This is a genomic window from Paraburkholderia nodosa, from assembly GCF_001718195.1.
GTDB classification, from domain to species: Bacteria; Pseudomonadota; Gammaproteobacteria; order Burkholderiales; family Burkholderiaceae; genus Paraburkholderia; species Paraburkholderia nodosa_A.
This window is the reverse complement of sequence record NZ_MCNV01000015.1, coordinates 70,969-89,581: the sequence shown is the minus strand read 5'-3', so window position 1 is coordinate 89,581 and position 18,613 is coordinate 70,969. Positions and strand designations below refer to the sequence as shown.

12 protein-coding genes are annotated in these 18,613 nt (G+C 65.9%); 8 read left to right on the top strand and 4 right to left on the bottom strand.

Annotation, left to right across the window (positions count from 1 at the left end; all coding sequences use genetic code 11):
- Positions 1-42 precede the first annotated feature (42 nt).
- Both BFD71_RS23910 and BFD71_RS23905 read right to left on the bottom strand, forming a co-directional pair.
- The gene (locus tag BFD71_RS23910; protein ID WP_069266792.1) at positions 43-1,149 is read right to left on the bottom strand and encodes an AI-2E family transporter; all 1,107 of its coding nucleotides are present in this window, start codon (positions 1,147-1,149) and stop codon (positions 43-45) included.
- A 341-nt stretch (positions 1,150-1,490) separates the two neighbouring features.
- A complete protein-coding gene (locus BFD71_RS23905; RefSeq protein ID WP_256094897.1) occupies positions 1,491-1,859 on the bottom strand; it encodes a hypothetical protein in 369 nt (122 codons plus the stop codon).
- A gap of 497 nt (positions 1,860-2,356) precedes the next feature.
- On the opposite strand from BFD71_RS23905, the gene BFD71_RS23900 reads away from it, so the two are divergent.
- Both BFD71_RS23900 and BFD71_RS23895 read left to right on the top strand, forming a co-directional pair.
- Positions 2,357-3,091 (top strand): type IV pili methyl-accepting chemotaxis transducer N-terminal domain-containing protein, encoded by a 735-nt coding sequence (locus tag BFD71_RS23900; RefSeq protein ID WP_069266791.1) that lies wholly within the window; start codon positions 2,357-2,359, stop codon positions 3,089-3,091.
- A gap of 23 nt (positions 3,092-3,114) precedes the next feature.
- Entirely contained in the window at positions 3,115-4,509 is a 1,395-nt protein-coding gene (locus tag BFD71_RS23895) for an MFS transporter (RefSeq protein WP_069266790.1), read from the top strand.
- Positions 4,510-4,565: 56 nt separating this feature from the next.
- Here the strand turns inward: BFD71_RS23895 and cobA are convergent, their stop codons facing one another.
- Positions 4,566-5,360 carry a uroporphyrinogen-III C-methyltransferase gene (gene cobA / locus BFD71_RS23890; protein WP_069266889.1) on the bottom strand — a complete coding sequence of 265 codons (795 nt, stop codon included), beginning with the start codon at positions 5,358-5,360 and terminating at the stop codon, positions 4,566-4,568.
- Between the two features lie 612 nt (positions 5,361-5,972).
- On the opposite strand from cobA, the gene nirB reads away from it, so the two are divergent.
- The 4 genes from nirB to BFD71_RS23870 all read left to right on the top strand — a co-directional run bounded on the left by nirB (position 5,973) and on the right by BFD71_RS23870 (position 13,456).
- Positions 5,973-8,564 carry a nitrite reductase large subunit NirB gene (gene nirB, locus BFD71_RS23885; RefSeq protein WP_083245447.1) on the top strand — a complete coding sequence of 864 codons (2,592 nt, stop codon included), beginning with the start codon at positions 5,973-5,975 and terminating at the stop codon, positions 8,562-8,564.
- 29 nt (positions 8,565-8,593) lie between these two features.
- Positions 8,594-8,941: a nitrite reductase small subunit NirD gene (nirD, locus tag BFD71_RS23880; RefSeq protein WP_069266789.1), complete on the top strand. Its 348-nt coding sequence runs from the start codon at positions 8,594-8,596 to the stop codon at positions 8,939-8,941.
- Between the two features lie 91 nt (positions 8,942-9,032).
- Complete coding sequence (locus BFD71_RS23875) at positions 9,033-13,229, top strand: bifunctional nitrate reductase/sulfite reductase flavoprotein subunit alpha (RefSeq protein ID WP_069266888.1); 4,197 nt, start codon at positions 9,033-9,035, stop codon at positions 13,227-13,229.
- The gene (locus tag BFD71_RS23870; RefSeq protein WP_069266788.1) at positions 13,226-13,456 is read left to right on the top strand and encodes a hypothetical protein; all 231 of its coding nucleotides are present in this window, start codon (positions 13,226-13,228) and stop codon (positions 13,454-13,456) included. Before BFD71_RS23875 ends, BFD71_RS23870 begins: the two co-directional genes overlap by 4 nt.
- A 25-nt stretch (positions 13,457-13,481) precedes the next feature.
- Here the strand turns inward: BFD71_RS23870 and BFD71_RS23865 are convergent, their stop codons facing one another.
- Complete coding sequence (locus BFD71_RS23865; RefSeq protein ID WP_069266787.1) at positions 13,482-14,870, bottom strand: alkaline phosphatase family protein; 1,389 nt, start codon at positions 14,868-14,870, stop codon at positions 13,482-13,484.
- Positions 14,871-15,154: 284 nt separating this feature from the next.
- On the opposite strand from BFD71_RS23865, the gene ilvD reads away from it, so the two are divergent.
- Positions 15,155-17,014 carry a dihydroxy-acid dehydratase gene (gene ilvD, locus BFD71_RS23860; protein WP_069266786.1) on the top strand — a complete coding sequence of 620 codons (1,860 nt, stop codon included), beginning with the start codon at positions 15,155-15,157 and terminating at the stop codon, positions 17,012-17,014.
- 488 nt (positions 17,015-17,502) lie between these two features.
- On the top strand, positions 17,503-18,558 hold the full coding sequence (locus BFD71_RS23855; protein ID WP_069266785.1) for a VirK/YbjX family protein: 1,056 nt from the start codon (positions 17,503-17,505) through the stop codon (positions 18,556-18,558).
- Positions 18,559-18,613 lie beyond the last annotated feature (55 nt).

Here is an 18,613-nt window from a genome sequence, read left to right as displayed (position 1 = left end):
CAGTAAGGGCGCTCGCAGAGGATCACAGGGCGGCCTCGCGGCTCAAGCCTGCTGTTCTTCTCGTGCGTGCTCGGCTTGCGGCTGGTCTTTCACCCAGCGCCAGAACAGTTGATAGCCGACGGCGAGCATCACCGGGCCGATGAAAAGGCCGACTACGCCGCCCGTGACCATGCCGCCAATCGCGCCGATCAGCACCACGGGCATCGGCACGGCCACGCCGCGGCCAAGCAGCAGCGGCTTGAGTACATTGTCGGCGAGACCGGCGACGAACTCGTAAACGGCGAAGACGATGGTCGCCGTGCTCACGCCCTGCGTCATGATCACGAAGATAATGACGGGCACGGTAATGAGGGTGGCGGGCAGCTGCATGATGCCGATCAGCAGCACGGCCAGCGCGAGCAGGCCTGCGCCGGGAATGCCCATCACGATAAAGCCGACGCCGATCAACACCATCTGGATGAACGCGATGCCCACCACGCCCTGGGCGACGGCGCGAATCGTGGCAGTGCAAAGGTCGGCGATTTGCGGGCCGTTTTCCGGGCCGGAAACGCGCGACGCGATCTGCACCATACTGCGATAGCCTGACTCGCCGTGGGCCATGAGAATGCCCGCAACGATCAGGGCTACGAAGAAAATCAGCAGCGCGGCGCCAAGCCCGGTGATCGTGCCGAGCAGCGCAAGGCCAGCCGCCTTCAGTTGCGGCGCGAACCGCTGCACGAGACCGGCGATGTCGGTCGACGCCTGCATCCAGAAGTCGTATACGCGCTGACCGACGATTGGCCAGTGAGCGATCGAGTCGGCGGGAGGCGGGATATGAAACGTGCCGCCCTTCGCGACGCTCATGGCATGTTCGATCGAATCGGCGACGGCGACACCGAGCAGCCAGGTGGGTGCGAGGATCACGGCGAACGCCAGGAGAATGATGAGCGTGGCGATGAGTCCATCCTTGTGAGGGAAGCTGCGCTGCAGCTTCGTTTGCAGCGGATAGAGCGTGACCGCGAGAATCACGGACCACACCATGAGGTCGAGGAACGGGGCGAAGATGCGAAAGCAAAACATCGCCAGGACGGCAATGAGCGCGGCGCGAATCAGGACATCGAGCAAATCCCGGGACTGCGCCTTCGGCGTTGATCTAGTGGGCAGCAGCATCGTTTGTGTCTCCTCGCTGACCGGGCGTGCAATCCAGACGCGCCCAGGCTCCTATCGCGTTCCGGCGAGGCCCGCCGGAATTCCAGGTAGTACGAGAAACTGTCCGCCGACGTTGCGCTCCTTCCTGGCATGACCCCGTGACAGGGAGCACGACTCTACGATGTTTGCAGTCGCCTGTGAGTTGTGCGGAGCGCGTCGTCGAATTGAGTCTATTACACGCACTGAAAAGGGACAATGAACGCGCGGCCCGCTTTGGACCGGCGAAAAAAGTGGTTAGCAGTGCGCTGAAAATGGCGTCATGCGCGGGTTGCGTTTCTGATTCTGATTCTTGTTTGCAGGCCTCAATGCCCCGGACCACTCGAAGGCTCGCAACTGAGAATGAGTCGATCGCCGTCGCCCGCACCGGGAGCCAGTGCGGCGTTGTGGAATTCATGACCGCCGCAGCGCCACTCGGCGAGATAGTCATTGCGACAGCCGTCTGACTGCGCGGCGACCATCGACACCGGATAGCTGCAGGTTCGCAAACCGTCACAGTGCGCGGCGAGATCGCGCGTGACATTGCCGTGTGGCGCGCCGCAGTTGCTGCCGTAAGTGCCGGAGACGATAGCAATCGTCGCTTGATTCGCGGCGCTCGCCGCAGACGGGATAACGAGCCCTCCAAGGCTGACGGCGCCCCATGCGAGCGTGAGGGCGATTGCGGTTGCCTTCATGATGCACCTCCCAGGCCGGCGTTGCGCATGAGCGCTGGCGCGGCCCACCCATCCATGTTTACAGAGTAGTGCGGTAGCGCCGGAGGGCAAGATAGTGCCCGGCGATGGTGCGGGGCTTCGTTGCAGTGCACCAGCAGCAGTCACCTGAAGCACACGATTGGTGGCGCGCAGTCGGTCGCCGTTTCGCGAGCTACGCGCGCTGCGTGGGCCGTGAAACCCGCGCCAGCCGGGCGTTATGCGGGGCGCGCGGTTTGCATGTGGGGCGGGTGGCATACCTATTGCTTTGTCGCTACCGGAGCCAATGACGGCTCCAATGAATTGCATCATCGTCCCGCGGTGCGCGGGATCATTCGATCGTGCGGGGCAACGGCGTCCCGAAGCGGCACTCCACGGCACAGCGTGCGTGGCGGGTGCGCTTCGGGACGCTTTTTTTATGCGCGTCGCACAAACGCCGTGGTTCTGACAAACACCTGGCGATGCGATTTGGACAACTAAAGATGACCATGCGGGAACCGATACCTGACATCTCTGCGGAAATCGTCGGCGAACTGATCAATCTGGCCGGGCGCCAGCGCATGCTCTCGCAGCGCGTGGTCCTGCATGCGCTGCTCGGCTTGCGCGGCGACACGGCCGCGCTCGTCGTCGCGCGCGACTGCCTCGACACGTTCGCGGCTTCGCACACGCGGCTAGTAGACGGTGACGATCATTTTCCCGGCGTGTTCTCGACGGCGTTGCGCGAACTCTACTTCGGCGCGCGCAAGGCCGACGAGCGTATACGCGCGTTCATGCAACTCGCTGCCCACGCGTGCGCGTGCCTCGAGCGCTCAGTCCAATTCGCAGCGGCCGATAGCGGGTGCGAGGCAGCCGTGACGGAACTCACCGCTGCCGCCACGCCGCTGCTCGAACTGTTGCAAGCGCTGACCCAGGCGTACCAGGACGAACTGCGTAGTGTGGAAGCCGCCGCGGCGAAGCGCCAGGCCGGCATTGTCGACGAACTCGCTGCCATTTCACTGCGCGCGAACATCGTCGCGCTCAATGCACGGGTGGCTGCCGCTCGCGCCGGCCAGTTCGGCCGCGAATTCGCGGTGATCACGGCGGAACTCGCGCACGTAATAGGCGAAATGGACAGGCTCGTGCAGGGCGTGGTCGGCAAGCCCGAAACGCACAATAGCGCGCCCGAAAGACATTCTGGATTGCGAAATCAACGGATGCATGCCCGCCTGGCGGGTTGAGATCCACTATTGGGGAGAACCTCGTGAAAGACCTGGTAAGTTCGCTCAAGAGCGGTAACTGGCGCGCGCTCGTCGCGTGCTTCCTGTACTTCGACACCGGCTTCACGGTGTGGGTGATGTTCGGCCCGCTCGCGCCGTTCATCCAGAAGGACATTGCGATGACGCCGGGCGAACTGGGCCTGCTCGTGGCCGTGCCGGTGCTCGGCGCGGCGATTCTGCGCGTGACGCTCGGCAATCTCTATCAGGCCTACGACGGCCGCCGTGTCGCGCTGATGGGCATCGCGCTTTCCGCCATCCCCGCCGCCGTGCTGCTGATGATGCCGGGCACGCCGTCCTATACCTTGCTGCTCGTGCTCGGCGTGCTGCTCGGCGTGGGCGGCGCGAGCTTCGCCGTGGCGCTGCCCATGGCGGGCAGCAACTATCCGCCGAAGGTGCAGGGCCTCGTGCTCGGCCTCGCCGCGGCCGGCAATATTGGCGCCGTGCTCGACGGCTTCCTCTTCCCGGGCCTCGCGAGCCACTATGGATGGGCGCGCGCCACGGGCGCGGCGCTCCCGCTGCTCGCGCTCGCCGCGACGGCAGTGATCTTCTGGGCTCGCGATCTCGGCCAGAAGTCCGGCAGCGCGCCGCAGGCGTTGCGCTCGTTCGGCATCACGCTCGCCGGGTTGATCGCGCTCGTGCTTGCCGTGCATGCAGGCTTGTTCGGCGCGGGCAAGACCGGTGTTCTGCTGCTGCCGGTGCTCGGCGCGCTGCTCGCCATCGCCGTGTTGCCGCGCCACTATCGCGCGGTACTGACCGAAGGCGACACGTGGGTCGTGATGCTCGTGTACAGCATCACGTTCGGCGGCTTCGTCGGCATGTCGTCCTATGTCTCGACGCTGCTGATTTCGCTCTACCAGGTGCCCAAGCTCGAAGCCGGCGTGATGATGTCGCTGCTCGCGCTGACGGGTGCGATGGTGCGCCCGCTCGGCGGCCTGATCGCGGATCGCATTTCGGGCGTGCGCGCACTCGTGGTGCTGCTTGCCGCGATCTCGGTGTGCGACTTCGCATTCGCGCTGTGGATGCCGCCGTTCGCCGCGGGCATTGCGCTGCTCGCCTTCACCTACGTGTGCTTCGGTCTCGGCAACGGCGCGACGTTCCAGCTCGTCCCGCGCCGCTGGCAGGGCCGCACCGGGCTGATGTCGGGCATCATCGGCGCGGCGGGGGGAATCGGCGGCTTCTATCTGCCGGTCATCATGGGCATTGCCAAGGAGAGCACCGGCAGCTACCAGATGGGCTTCGCGACGTTCGGCCTGATCGCGGCGGCCGCATTCGGACTCGTGGTGCTGCATCGCGCACGCTGGCTCGAATGGGCGCTGCCCCAGGAGCCGGCGATGGCCCAGGCCGTCGTGCAGGGCGCCCAGGCGAGCGCAAGCAACTGAGAACTGGGTCGTTAGCAGGATGCGGCCCGCGCGTGAGCGACGGGCCGCCAACGCGTTTACGCGCGTCGACGCAGCTCTTCGATACTCGATTCGTGCGAATGCACGCCGAACGACGCAGGCGAAATCGCGAACGAAGCCGCCTCGCCAATCGCGTTGCCGACGAGGATGATGGCGGGGCTGCCGAGGCCTGCTGCACGAGCATGCGCTGCGATCGTGCCGAGCGTGCCCGTGACGCGCCGCTCGTTCGCGCTGCCCGCCCACTGCACGACGGCGGCGGGCGTCGTTGTGGGCAGCGCGCCCACGAGCGTTGCGCACAGGGACTCGATGCGGCTCATGCCCATATAGATGGCGAGCGTCATGCCCGTCGCGGCGAGCGCCTGCCAGTCCGGTTCGCTGTGGTCGCGCAGATGCGCAGTCACGAAGATCACGCCCTGGCAATGATCGCGATGCGTGAGCGACACGCGGAGTCCCGCCGCTGCCGCGAACGCCGAGGACACCCCGTTCACGATTTCCACCCTCACGCCCGCCCGGCGCAGCGCCGCGAGTTCTTCCCCTGCGCGGCCGAACAGCAGCGCGTCGCCGCCTTTCACCCGCACTACGTGCAAGCCGCGGCGCGCGTAGCGCTGCATCAGCCGCTCGATGAAGGCCTGTGGCGTGGACCGGCAGCCGCCGCGCTTGCCCACGCGGATCACGCGGGCCTGCGGCGCGAGCGTGACGATTTCCGGACTCACGAGATCGTCGAGCAGCACGACGTCGGCGCTCGCGAGCACCTTCGCCGCCTTCAGGGTGAGCAGGTCGAGATCGCCCGGACCTGCGCTCACCAGCGTGACCTTGCCTTCGTTGCCCGTCATCATCGTCGTCTTCCTTTGTATTGGCGCACCGCATGGGCAGCGCCATAAGACAAATGGCGTCCGCTCGCCGCTTGCGACGAGGGGACGCCATTGTCCGGTGTGTTCGAGTCGAGGCGCGAAGCGCGGCCTCAGGTTGCATGCCCGGCAACGTTGCCGGGCGCTCGGGCGCACGCAAGTTCCAGACCAATTTACGCGCGCTCGCGCCGCCCGTCCGTGGGCGCCGGCCACAATCGACGACGCCGCAACCTGCACGCCCAGGGCGCACAGTCAATGTGCTGCAGGGCACCAATCTTGTGCTGGCCTGCATCACGATGCGCGCGCGGGCGTTGTGGCGGACGCCCCGCTCACCAGCCGCCGAACTCCGCCGGACGGGGCGTTTGCACGGAATGCGCGCAGATTGGCACAGTGCTTGCGTATTGCTTCGCAGCAAGTGCCACGCGAATCAATGAGGATTCGGCCGCAAGCAGTAGCGCGGCGCACAAGGGTTTCGTATTCAGGACAACGGCGTCCCCCGAATCTGGCTTCGCGCAAGCTGGAATCGCGGGACGCCTTTTTTATTGGCAGGGGCTCAGCATGGTGCAAGCAACGAACGAAGTGAACAGCTCGGCCGCGATGGAGATCGTCGTCGTCGGCCACGGCATGGTGGGCCACAAATTTCTCGAGTGCATCCTTGCGGACGGCGCGCCCAACGCGCGCGTGACCGTGCTCTGCGAGGAACCGCGCCCCGCGTACGACCGCGTGCACCTCTCCGAATTCTTCGCAGGCAAGTCGGCGGGCGATCTCTCGCTCGTAGCGCCCGGCTTCTTCGATCGCGAGAATGTGCGTCTCGTGCTGAACGCGAAGGCGGTGTCGATCGATCGCGAAGCGCACACCATCGAGGTGTCCAACGGCGAGACGCTTTCGTATGACAAGCTCGTGCTGGCCACCGGCTCCTCGGCGTTCGTGCCGCCCATTGCGGGCAACGATCGCGCCGATTGCTTCGTCTACCGAACCATTGACGATCTCGAAGCGATGCAGGCGCGCGGCGCGAGCGCGAAGTCGGGTGTAGTGGTGGGCGGCGGTCTGCTCGGTCTCGAATGCGCAAAGGCCCTGCGCGACCTGGGCCTCGAGACGCACGTGGTGGAATTCGCGCCGCGCCTGATGGCGGTGCAGGTCGACGACGACGGCGGCCGCATGCTGCGCGGCAAGATCGAAGAACTCGGCGTGAGCGTGCACACGCAGAAGAACACGCTGGCGATCGTGGACGGTAAAACGGCGGACGGCGCAACGGCCGCCAACCGCATGCAGTTCGCCGACGGCACGCACCTCGATGCCGACATGATCGTGTTTTCGGCCGGCATTCGCCCGCGCGACGAAATCGCCCGCGCCTGCGGCCTCGAAATCGGCGCGCGCGGCGGCATCGTGATCGACGACCAGTGCCGTACGAGCGACGCGAACATCTACGCCATCGGCGAATGTGCCCTCTGGCAGGGGCAGATCTTCGGCCTCGTCGCCCCCGGTTACGACATGGCGCGCATCGCCGCCAGGGCGCTGACGGGCGAGGCATCGAGCTTCGCGGGCGCCGACATGAGCACCAAGCTCAAGCTGATGGGCGTGGACGTGGCGAGCATCGGCGACGCGCACGGCAAGACGCCCGGCAGCCGTTCCTACCGCTACGCCGACGAGCGCCGCCAGGTCTACAAGAAGATCGTCGTGTCCGATTGCGGCAAGAAGCTGCTCGGCGCGGTGATGGTGGGCGACGCGAGCGAATACGGCACGCTGCTGCAGATGATGCTCAACGGCATCGAGTTGCCCGAGTCGCCCGAATTCATGATCCTGCCGCAGGCCGACGGCAAGGCCAAGCCCGCGATCGGCGTGGAAGCGCTGCCCGACGCCGCACAGATCTGCTCGTGCAACAACGTGTCGAAGGCGCAAATCTGCGCGGCCGTCCAGGAAGGCGCGACGACCATCGCCGCGGTGAAGGGGGCGTGCAACGCTGGCACGTCGTGCGGCGGCTGCGTGCCGCTCGTCACGCAGATCATGAAGTCGGAGATGAAGCGCCAGGGGCTCGCCGTCAATAATCACCTTTGCGAGCACTTCCACTATTCGCGCCAGGAGCTGTATCACCTCGTGCGCGTGGAAGGCATCAAGACCTTCGGCGAACTGCTCGCGAAGCATGGCAAAGGCCTGGGCTGCGATATCTGCAAGCCGGCCGTGGCCGGGATTCTGGCGTCCTGCTGGAACGAATTCGTGCTGAAGAAGGAGCACGCGAGCCTGCAGGATTCGAACGACTACTACCTCGCCAACATTCAGCGCGACGGCACGTATTCGGTGGTGCCGCGCATGCCGGGCGGCGAGGTCACGCCGGAGGGCCTCATCGCCGTGGGTCAGGTGGCGAAGAAGTACGGCCTGTACACGAAGATCACGGGCGGCCAGCGCGTGGACCTCTTTGGTGCGCGCGTCGAGCAGTTGCCTTTCGTCTGGGAAGAACTGATCGCCGCCGGCTTCGAATCGGGGCACGCATACGGCAAGGCCCTGCGCACCGTGAAGTCGTGCGTGGGCTCGACGTGGTGCCGCTACGGCGTGGGCGACTCGGTGGGCTTCGCGATCGAACTCGAGAACCGCTACAAGGGTCTACGCGCGCCGCACAAGATCAAGTTCGGCGTCTCGGGCTGCACGCGCGAATGCGCGGAGGCGCAAGGCAAGGACGTCGGCATCATCGCCACCGAGAAGGGCTGGAACCTCTACGTGTGCGGCAACGGCGGCATGAAGCCGCGCCATGCGGAACTGCTCGCCGCCGATCTCGATCAGGCTACCCTGGTGCGCTACGTCGATCGTTTCCTCATGTTCTACGTGCGCACGGCCGACCGCCTGCAGCGTACGAGCGTGTGGCGCGACAACCTCGAAGGCGGCCTCGACTATCTGATCGACGTGGTCGTGCACGACAAGCTGGGACTCGGCGCCGAACTCGAAGCGGAAATGCAGCTCGTGGTGGACACCTACGAATGCGAATGGAAGAAGGCCGTGACCGATCCTGAAACGCGTCGCCGCTTTCGCCACTTCGTCAATAGCGATGCGGGCGACCAGCACGTCACCTTCATCGAAGAGCGCGGCCAGATTCGTCCGGCTACGCCCGAGGAGCGCACGCAGGTCCCGCAAGCGGCGCCGCGATACGAGCGACATGAGGCGCTGTCCGGCATTCCCGTCGTCGTCGAAGCCGTCTGATTCCCTTTCATCGAACCGAGGAGTACGAAATGAGCAACGAACATAGTCAAGGCAACTGGGTTCCCGTCTGCACGCTCGACGACATCGTGCCGAACACCGGCGTGTGTGCGCTCGTTAAAGGCGAGCAGGTCGCCGTGTTTCATGTCGACGACGGCGACGCGCGCGTGTACGCCATCGGCAACTACGATCCGAACTCGCACGCGGCCGTGCTCTCCCGCGGGCTCGTGGGCAGCTTTGGCGAGCGCGTCGTGGTGGCCTCGCCCATCTACAAGCATCACTTCGATCTGTCCACTGGCGAGTGCATCGAAGCGCCGCAGCATTCGGTCAATGCGTTTCCCGCGCGCGTGGAAAACGGTCAGGTGTGGATTGCCGCCTGACTGGCCAGGTGCCGACTGAAATGACAAACGCGCGGCGCGCAGGATGCGCCGTGCGCCCCGAATCCGTTTCAAGCTGATATCGATCGACCGCATGAGCAGCGAGAGCGTAAAGAGCGTTTGCCCGTACTGCGGCGTAGGCTGCGGGATGGTCCTGCACGTCGAGGACGGCCAGGTCGCGAAGATTTCTGGCGACGCCGAGCATCCGACCAACTTCGGCCGCCTCTGCACGAAGGGTTCGTCGGCGCACGTGGCGCTGCGCAAGTCGGGGCGCCTCGAGCGTGCCTTCGTGCGCCACGCCCGCGACGAGGACCCGGTGCCGCTGCCGCTCGCGCAGGCGATCGCCGATACGGCGCGCCGGCTGCGCTCGACGCTTGATGCGCACGGCCCCGACGCGCTCTCGTTCTACGTTTCCGGGCAGATGTCGATCGAGGCGCAGTACCTCGTGAACAAGCTCGCCAAAGGCTTCGTGCGCACCAACAATATCGAGTCGAACTCGCGCCTGTGCATGGCGAGCGCGGGCAGCGGCTACAAGCTCTCGCTCGGCGCGGACGGGCCGCCGGGTTCCTATCAGGACTTCGACCGCGCCGACCTCTTCTTCGTGATCGGCGCGAACATGGCGGACTGTCATCCGATCCTGTTCCTGCGCATGATGGAGCGCGTGAAGGCGGGCGCGAAGCTCATCGTCGTGGACCCGCGCCGCACGGCGACCGCCGAGAAGGCGTCGCTGTTCCTGCAGATCGCGCCGGGCACCGATCTCGCGCTGCTCAATGGCCTGCTGCACCTGCTGCACAGGAACGGCCACACCGATGCGGACTTCATTGCACAGCACACCGAAGGATGGGACGCGATGCCCGCGTTCCTCGACGACTACACGCCGGAAAAGGTCGCCGAAATCACGGGTCTCGCCGTCGACGACATTCGCCGCGCTGCGCAGATGATTGGCGAGGCGCCCGAGTGGATGAGCTGCTGGACCATGGGCCTGAACCAGAGCACGCACGGCACATGGAGCACCAACGCGATCTGCAACCTGCATCTCGCGACGGGCAAAATTTGCCGCCCCGGCAGCGGTCCGTTCTCGCTCACGGGACAGCCCAACGCCATGGGCGGGCGCGAGATGGGCTACATGGGACCCGGCTTGCCCGGTCAGCGCACGGTGCTCGCGCAAGAAGACCGCGCGTTCGTCGAAGCGGCGTGGGGCGTGGCGCCCGGCACGCTGCCCGTGAAAGTGGGTGGCGGCACCGTCGACATGTTTTCGCGCATGGCCGCGGGCGAGATCAAGGCGTGCTGGATCATCTGCACGAACCCGGTGGCGAGCGTTGCGAACCGCCAAACGGTGGTGGCGGGCCTGAGGGCTGCCGAACTGGTGATCGCCCAGGACGCTTTTCTGGACACCGAAACGAATCAGTACGCCGACGTGCTGTTGCCCGGCGCGCTCTGGGCCGAGGCCGAGGGCGTGATGATCAACTCCGAGCGCAACATGACGCTCATGCAGCAGGCCGTCGAGCCGCCGGGCGAGGCGCTGCCCGACTGGCAGATCATCGCGCGCGTGGCCTGCGCGATGGGATTTGCGCAGGCGTTCAGCTACGCGAGCGCCGCCGAGGTGTTCGACGAAATCACGCGCTTCGCGAACCCGAAGACGGGCTACGACCTGCGCGGCGCGAGCTACGCGAAATTGCGCGAAACGCCGCTGCAATGGCCCATCGCGCCGGATACCGCGAGCGATCGCAACCCGCTGCGCTATGTGAACGACGGCGTGAGCCAGACGCTCAAGGAAAACGCCGACGGCACGCGTCCCCACATCGCATTCGCCACGCCGCACGGCAAGGGCGTGTTCTTCGCGCGTCCGCATGTTGCGCCTGCCGAACTGCCCGATGGCACGTTCCCGGTCGTATTCAACACGGGTCGCCTGCAGCACCAGTGGCACACCATGACGAAGACCGGCAAGGTGCCGATGCTCAACAAGCTCAACCCGGGCCCGTTCGTCGAGATTCATCCCGAGGATGCCGCCGCGCTCGGCATTGCCGCGAAGGACCGCGTGGAAGTGCGCTCGCGCCGCGGCCGCGTGGTGTTGCCCGCCGTGGTGACCGAGCGTGTGCGTCCCGGCAACTGCTTCGCGCCGATGCACTGGAACGACGTGTATGGCGAGGAGCTTTGCGTGAACGCGGTCACGAGCGACGCGATCGACCCGATTTCCCAGCAGCCCGAACTGAAATTCTGCGCGGTCGCGCTCTCGCGCGTCGGCCCGCCATCCGCGCCGCGCGAGACCGCGCGCGTACCGGATGGCACCGATGCCGCCGTTGCGTCGGGCGCGTTCGACGCCAGCGCGCCGAAAACCGCCAACCCGTCTCAGGAACTCGACATGTCCCGTATCGATGCCTTTTCGACGCTACTCGGTCTCGACGACGTCGCTGCGCCGCAGCTGGACGACGCGCAACGCCAGTATCTCGCGGGCTTTGTCGGCGGCCTGCGCGCGTTGCGGGCGGCCGAGCCCGTTGGCGTGCCCATGCTGCCCGCGCACGCGCCGTTTCCCGCCGACACACGCGTGTGGCTGGACGGACTGCTGGCGGGCCTCTTCAGCCGCGGCGAGCCTGTCGCGCGCACGGCTGCGCTCGCCGTGCCGGGTGCACCGGAAGAAAAGCCGCATGGCGTGCGCATCGCCCATACGCGCCCCAAGGTCGTGCTGCTGTGGGCCTCGCAGACGGGCAACGTCGAATCGCTCGTCGAGCAATACGCGACGCAGCTGATGGAATCGGGCTTCGAGATTCGCACGGCCTGCATGGCCGATTACCCGCTCGGGAGCCTCGCCAAGGTGCAATACGTCCTCCTGATGACGAGCACGTTCGGCGACGGCGACGCGCCCGACAACGGTGCGGCCTTCTGGAGTGCGCTCGCGGCGGACAACGCGCCGCGCCTCGGCTCGCTGCGCTTTTCCGTGCTCGCCTTCGGCGACCGCAACTACGACGCGTTCTGCGGCCACGGGCGCAAGCTCGACGCGCGCCTCGAGGCGCTGGGCGCCACGCGTCTCATGGAGCGCGTGGATTGCGACAGCGAATACCAGAGCGCCGCCGACGCCTGGCTCGAGCGCATTGTCGTGCGCATCAAGCAGGAGGACGCGGCGCTGCACGCGGTGCCCGCCGACGGTTCGATTCCCGAGGTGCTGCCAGGCTGTGCGGCGACGAAGGCACGCCCGGCCGCCTCGAAGCTGCTGAAGAACGTGCGCCTGAACATGAAGGGCGCGACGAAGGACACGCGCTACTTCTCGCTCGCAACGGGCGAGGCGGGCCTCGACTACGAAGCGGGCGACGCGCTCGGCGTGTGGCCCACCAACTGTCCCGCGCTCGTCGACGAGTTGCTGGACCTCACGCGCCTCGCCGCCGACACGCCGGTCGCCGTGAGCGGCCACGGCGAGATGCGCCTCGGCGAGGCGCTCGGCAAGTACTACGAGATCGCGCGCCCGAGCCCCGATGCGCTCGCGTTCATTGCGGCGCGCACGCGCTCGCGGGGCCTCGCCGAGATGCTCGACGATTCACGCAAGGGCGATCTGCGCAACTGGCTGTGGGGCCAGCAGCTCGCCGACGTGCTCCACGAATATCCCGTCGACATGAGCGCGCCCGAACTGCTCGGCATGCTCAAGCGCCTGCAGCCGCGGCTCTATTCGATTTCGTCGAGCCCGAAAGCCCATGCCGGCGAAGTGCATCTGACCGTTTCGGCCGTGCGCTACAACAACGGCCGCCGCGAGCGCAAGGGCGTGGCCTCGACCTTCCTCGCGGACCGCGCGCAGGAGGGCAGCGTCCCGGTGTTCGTGCAGAAGAGCACGCATTTCCGGCCGCCGCGCAACGGCGACGCGCCGATGATCATGGTCGGCCCCGGCACGGGCGTCGCTCCCTTCCGCGCCTTCCTGCACGAGCGGCAGGCGCGCGGCGACACGGGCCGCAACTGGCTCTTCTTCGGCGAGCAGCACGCAGCCACCGACTTCTACTACCGCGACGAACTCGAGCAAATGCGCAAGGACGGCCACCTCGACCGGCTCGACCTCGCGTTTTCGCGCGACCAGAGCGAGAAGGTCTATGTGCAGGACCGCATGCGCGAGCAGGGCGCGCAGCTATGGGGATGGCTGCAGGAAGGGGCGCACCTCTACGTGTGCGGCGATGCGAGCCGCATGGCGAAGGACGTGGATACGGCGCTCAGGGAGGTAGTGGCGGACCATGGCGGCATGAGCGCGGAGGCCGCGCACGACTACGTCAGTGCACTCGGGCGGGACAAGCGTTACCTGCGCGACGTCTATTGAAGGGGCGCGGCGCGGCTTCGGACCGGCGCTGCACGCTCGCCACGCTGCTGCCTTCGGCGGTGCTGCGCGAGCATCGCGGGCTCGTCACGCTGCCGGTCACGCCGGCGTTGCCACAGCGCACCGTCGCGCTGCTCAAGCGGCGGCGGGCATCGAGCACGCTCGCCGCCAACGCGTTTTCGGACGTGCTGCTCGCGTCGATTTCACAGGAAGGCCTGGGCGAAGCCTGAGGCGGCTTTGGGTTTCCTCGTCGGCTCAGGGTTGGTCGGACGAAAGCAGGTTGTGGAAGAAGTCCACGGCGTGCTGGCGCGTCGACATGGTCCCGAGCGTGGCTGCCGGGTCGAGCCCAGAGCGCCGCGCCGTGCCGCTCACGAGACTCTTTTGCAGGTCGTTGAGCGGGCGGGCGAGATTGGTGGCGATGAACCCGGAAGCGGGCGGCGCGGCGATGGCCGGCAGGTCGGTGCGCGGCGCGTCCAGCGTGAGCAGCGGAGCGAGCGTGGGCGCGGCGGCCACGCGCTGGCTCGCGAGCATGTCGGCGGGCGCGATGCCGAGCCAGTCGCGCAGTGTGGCGAGAATCGACGTGTGGTCGTAGGGTGTGGCGCCCGGTGAGCGGAACACGGTGCCCGGTGCGATATACGGCGACACCACGACCGCCGGCACGCGTACGCCGAAGCTGTCGAAGGCGAAGTTCTGGTCGCCGGGATTGCTCGCGGCATCGGGCGCTACGGCGTTGGCGGGCGGCAGCACGTGGTCGTAGGTGCCCCCGTGCTCGTCGTAGGTGATCACCAGCAGCGTTTCGGGCCATGCGGGCGACGTGCTCAACGCGTGCCAGATGTCGTAGAGAAAGCTCTCGCCCGCATAGACGTCGTGTGGCGGGTGCTGGTCGTTGGGGTCGAGCAGAAAGCGCGGCTCGATGAACGAATACTGCGGCAGCGTGTTGTTCTCGCAGTCGGAGACGAAGTTGCTGAAGCGCTGGAAGTTGGCCTTATATTTCGCATCCCATAACGTTGGGAACATGGTGAGCGTGAGCGACGGCGCGACGAGGGCGGCGCTATACACGGCCCAGCTCGTGCCCATGTCGCCCAGCACGTTGAAGATGGTGCGCACTTGCCAGTCGAACGGGTCGGGCGGCGCACCGTTGTCGACGTGGCCGTTCGACGTGCCCGCGTGGGCGAAGGCGCGGTTCGGCCAGGTCTGGCTCGGCACGGGAGCGAACCAGGCGTCGCAGACGGCGTATTCGCGCGCGAGCGTCGAGAGCACCTTCAGCTGATCCGGGCTGTGGCACTGCATGACCTGGCTCGCGTCCGTCGTCGCGGTCGTTTCGTAGTCTTGCACGAAGCCCGACATGGGCGTCGCGCCTGCCGCGTTGCCGAGCAGTTGCACGCGCACGTTCGCGAACGTTTCCTGCGGATCGGGGTCGGGCAGCGTGGCCGTCGAGGCCGGCATGGTGGCGGCGATGGTGCCGCCGGCCTTCGTCGGGTTGCTCAGGCCCATCGTGAGCCCATCGAATGGCCGTTCCGCGCTGGCCGCGGGCAGGAAATGGGTGGGGCTGCTGCCGTTCGTGTACAAGCCGCCAAGCATTGTGTCGAACGATCGGTTCTCGAACATCACGACAACGACGTGCTTGATGTTCTGCAGGGACATGGGCTCTCTCCGTCACGCGGGTTTGACGAAGAATAGTGGTGCAGGCGGGTGGATTCGGCAAGGTTCGGCAACCCTGAGAAAACGGCCGACGCCTTGGGGGTGCCTTCGGGCGTACCAGCTGCACCCCGCGACCGCCGCCGGCCGATCCAGCGGGGCGCCCATCCCTGTGGGATAATGACGAGTTCTGCCCAGAGCGCAGCTCAAGAGGTTGTTCGCAAGGGCGTGCGTGGGGCCCTCAATCCCGTGGCCCGCTTCCTTTCTGCGATTTTTCTTCTACAGCCACAATGCCCGCATACCGTTCCAAAACCTCCACCGCCGGCCGCAACATGGCAGGTGCGCGCTCCCTCTGGCGCGCCACCGGCATGAAAGACGAGGACTTTGCCAAGCCGATCATCGCGGTCGTCAACTCGTTCACCCAGTTCGTTCCCGGCCACGTGCACCTGAAAGACCTCGGCCAGCTCGTTGCGCGCGAAATCGAAGCCGCGGGCGGCGTGGCCAAGGAATTCAACACGATCGCCGTCGATGACGGTATCGCCATGGGCCACGACGGCATGCTGTATTCGCTGCCGAGCCGCGACATCATCGCGGATTCGGTCGAATACATGGTCAACGCGCACTGCGCCGACGCCATGGTCTGCATCTCGAACTGCGACAAGATCACCCCGGGCATGCTCATGGCCGCCATGCGCCTGAACATCCCCGTGATCTTCGTCTCGGGCGGTCCGATGGAAGCGGGCAAGACGCGCCTCGCGAACCCGGTCACGAAGGCCATCGAAGTCAAGAAGCTCGACCTGATCGACGCCATGGTGATCGCGGCCGACACCAAATACTCCGACGCCGAAGTGGCCGAAGTCGAGCGCTCCGCCTGCCCGACCTGCGGTTCGTGCTCGGGCATGTTCACGGCCAACTCGATGAACTGCCTGACCGAGGCGCTGGGCCTCTCGCTGCCGGGCAACGGCACCGTGGTCGCCACGCACGCGGACCGCGAACAGCTCTTCAAGCGCGCCGGCCGCCGCATCGTCGAACTCGCGCACCAGTACTACGAGCAGGAAGACGAGCGCGTGCTGCCGCGCTCGGTGGGCTTCAAGGCGTTCGAAAACGCCATGACGCTCGACATCGCCATGGGCGGCTCGACCAACACCATCCTCCACCTGCTGGCGATTGCGCAGGAAGCGGGCATCGAGTTCGGCATGGCCGACATCGACCGCCTTTCGCGCGTCGTGCCGCAGCTCTGCAAGGTCGCGCCGAACACGAATAAGTACCACATCGAAGACGTGCACCGCGCCGGCGGCATCATGGCGATCCTGGGCGAACTCGAGCGCGCCGGCAAGCTGCACACCGACGTGCCGACCGTGCACACGCCGACGCTCGGCGACGCGCTCGCGCAATGGGATATCACGCGCACCCAGGACGAGGCGGTCAAGACGTTCTACATGGCTGGCCCGGCCGGCGTTCCGTCGCAGGTCGCATTCAGCCAGAACACGCGCTGGCCGAGCCTCGACTCGGACCGCGCCGAAGGCTGCATCCGCTCGTACGAGCACGCGTTCTCGAAGGAAGGCGGCCTCGCCGTGCTGACCGGCAACATCGCGCTCGACGGCTGCGTGGTGAAGACCGCGGGCGTGGACGACAGCATCCTCGTGTTCGAAGGCACGGCTCACGTGACCGAATCGCAGGACGAAGCGGTGGAAAACATCCTCGCCGACAAGGTCAAGGCCGGCGACGTGGTGATCGTGCGCTATGAAGGGCCGAAGGGCGGCCCCGGCATGCAGGAAATGCTCTACCCGACGAGCTACATCAAGTCGAAGGGCCTCGGCAAGGCGTGCGCACTGCTGACCGACGGCCGCTTCTCGGGCGGCACTTCGGGCCTCTCGATCGGCCATTGCTCGCCGGAAGCGGCGGCAGGCGGCGCGATCGGCCTCGTGCGCGACGGCGACAAGATCCGCATCGACATTCCGAACCGCACGATCAACGTGCTGGTCTCGGACGACGAACTCGCGCGCCGCCGCGAAGAGCAGAACGCCAAGGGCTGGAAGCCGGCGAAGGCGCGTCCGCGCAAGGTGTCGGCGGCGCTGAAGGCCTACGCCAAGCTCGTGATGTCGGCAGACAAGGGCGCCGTGCGCGATCTTTCGCTGCTGGATGATTGAGATTGCAACGGGCTTCGCGCCCGTCGATCGGCAGATCAGTAAAGCCGCTCCCCGGAGCGGTTTTTTTTGGCTGGCGCATCACGGATTCGCGGGAAAGGGCCAGGGCGCCGAGGTTCGGTCAAGCCCGGGACTGGACCGTACGTTTGCCTGAAGTTTTCATAACGTTTACGGAGAACTTACCGATCGTGCCCTCGTTTGAAAAATTCTGTAACGCTTCGTAATACTGTGATATGTTTCATGACCTCGACGGCTGGTCGAATCCTCGCAAGAACGTTCGTACCGGTCGTCGAATGACTGTTACTGTTCCGTGACGTCCCGTGTATCGAAGATCGGTGAGTGAGGCAATTTTTTCTAAGGACTGCGATGTATCTGCGCAGCACATTCCACCCTCCAGCATTCGGATCATCATCGGGCGCAAATCGCAACGCCGTCACGGCTGCATCGGTTGCCTCCGCGTTTGAGCCATTCACGAAAACGGATCGCGGTCAATGACACCGATTCCCGAGTTTTTCCAACTCTTGTCCAGGGCTATTCCTGGGAGACGTCCCGATGCCCTGTTCCGGAAGGGGCGCGTGCTCATGTACGCACTGCTTCATCCGTTTGCAGCTCGCGTCTGGTTGAGTGCGCTGGCGGCAAACTCCCTGCTTGCCGAGATTGTCGTCCGTAATCGTCGCTATCTTGAACGCCCCTTTCGCCGCTTCGTCCAGGCGGACATGCGTGCCTGCGCGCGTGCCGAGCTACTGTGCGGACATTTTCGGGTCGTACGGGAACGCTTCGGCGACGATCTGGTGCGCAGCCTCTACCTGAATTCGGAAGACGTGACCTTGGCGTCGAGCGGAAGGTACGCCATCGTCGTGAGCGAGCCGGTACGTTGTTGGCGCGAAGGGTTGCTGAGCGTCGCCTGGCGCGACGTGGTCGATCGCGTCGATCTTGCGTGGGCGACAATCAGTTTCGAGTGGCACGCCGAAGCGGGGAAAATCGGGGCGCTTATCGGCGGCCTGCAAGGACCTTCCGGCGCGGCCAGGGAGCGGGTGCGTGAGGCCACGCGCGAATGCCATGGATTGCGGCCCAAGGCTGCTGTCATGGAGGCTGTCTGCGAATTGTCCAGGATGGCAGGGGTGGACGTGCTGACTGGCGTGACGAAGAAGACGCACGTTACCGACTCCAGGCGGGCTCAGATACACGCGGACTATGATGGCTTCTGGCAGGAATTGGGTGGCGTCGAACGCAATGGGCGATATGTACTGCCGCTTCGCCTGCATCACCGCGACGTCAGCGAGGTTCCGTCGAACCGGCGTGCTGCATTCCGCAGGCGACAGACGCTGATTGCAGATTTACTCGCGCAGATCCCTCGGGCGATGGATGCTGGCCTGATTGAAGAGGTCATGCCGCCGCATCTGGGTCAACCAGATTCGAACAAGCAACTGCTGGATCTTGCTGTGGCTCTGGCAACCGATCGTTGCGACCTGGAGCCGGGCCCTGCTCTCGGAGAGAGCGATCCGACGCGGGACGATCGGCCAGTCGAGCAGAAACTCGCCGCCTGATATCGGCCGTCACAATCAACCGGGCAAAAAAAATCGAGCCTCCCACAGTAGTGTG

Excerpts from the sequence above, each read along its gene's own strand:
- nirB (WP_083245447.1), top strand. The coding sequence starts at position 5,973 with ATGGAGATCGTCGTCGTCGGCCACGGCATGGTGGGCCACAAATTTCTC.
- nirD (WP_069266789.1), top strand. The coding sequence starts at position 8,594 with ATGAGCAACGAACATAGTCAAGGCAACTGGGTTCCCGTCTGCACGCTC.
- BFD71_RS23855 (WP_069266785.1), top strand. The coding sequence starts at position 17,503 with ATGACACCGATTCCCGAGTTTTTCCAACTCTTGTCCAGGGCTATTCCT.
- BFD71_RS23865 (WP_069266787.1), bottom strand. The coding sequence starts at position 14,870 with ATGTCCCTGCAGAACATCAAGCACGTCGTTGTCGTGATGTTCGAGAAC.
- ilvD (WP_069266786.1), top strand. The coding sequence starts at position 15,155 with ATGCCCGCATACCGTTCCAAAACCTCCACCGCCGGCCGCAACATGGCA.
- BFD71_RS23905 (WP_256094897.1), bottom strand. The coding sequence starts at position 1,859 with ATGAAGGCAACCGCAATCGCCCTCACGCTCGCATGGGGCGCCGTCAGC.
- cobA (WP_069266889.1), bottom strand. The coding sequence starts at position 5,360 with ATGACGGGCAACGAAGGCAAGGTCACGCTGGTGAGCGCAGGTCCGGGC.
- BFD71_RS23910 (WP_069266792.1), bottom strand. The coding sequence starts at position 1,149 with ATGCTGCTGCCCACTAGATCAACGCCGAAGGCGCAGTCCCGGGATTTG.
- BFD71_RS23875 (WP_069266888.1), top strand. The coding sequence starts at position 9,033 with ATGAGCAGCGAGAGCGTAAAGAGCGTTTGCCCGTACTGCGGCGTAGGC.
- BFD71_RS23900 (WP_069266791.1), top strand. The coding sequence starts at position 2,357 with ATGACCATGCGGGAACCGATACCTGACATCTCTGCGGAAATCGTCGGC.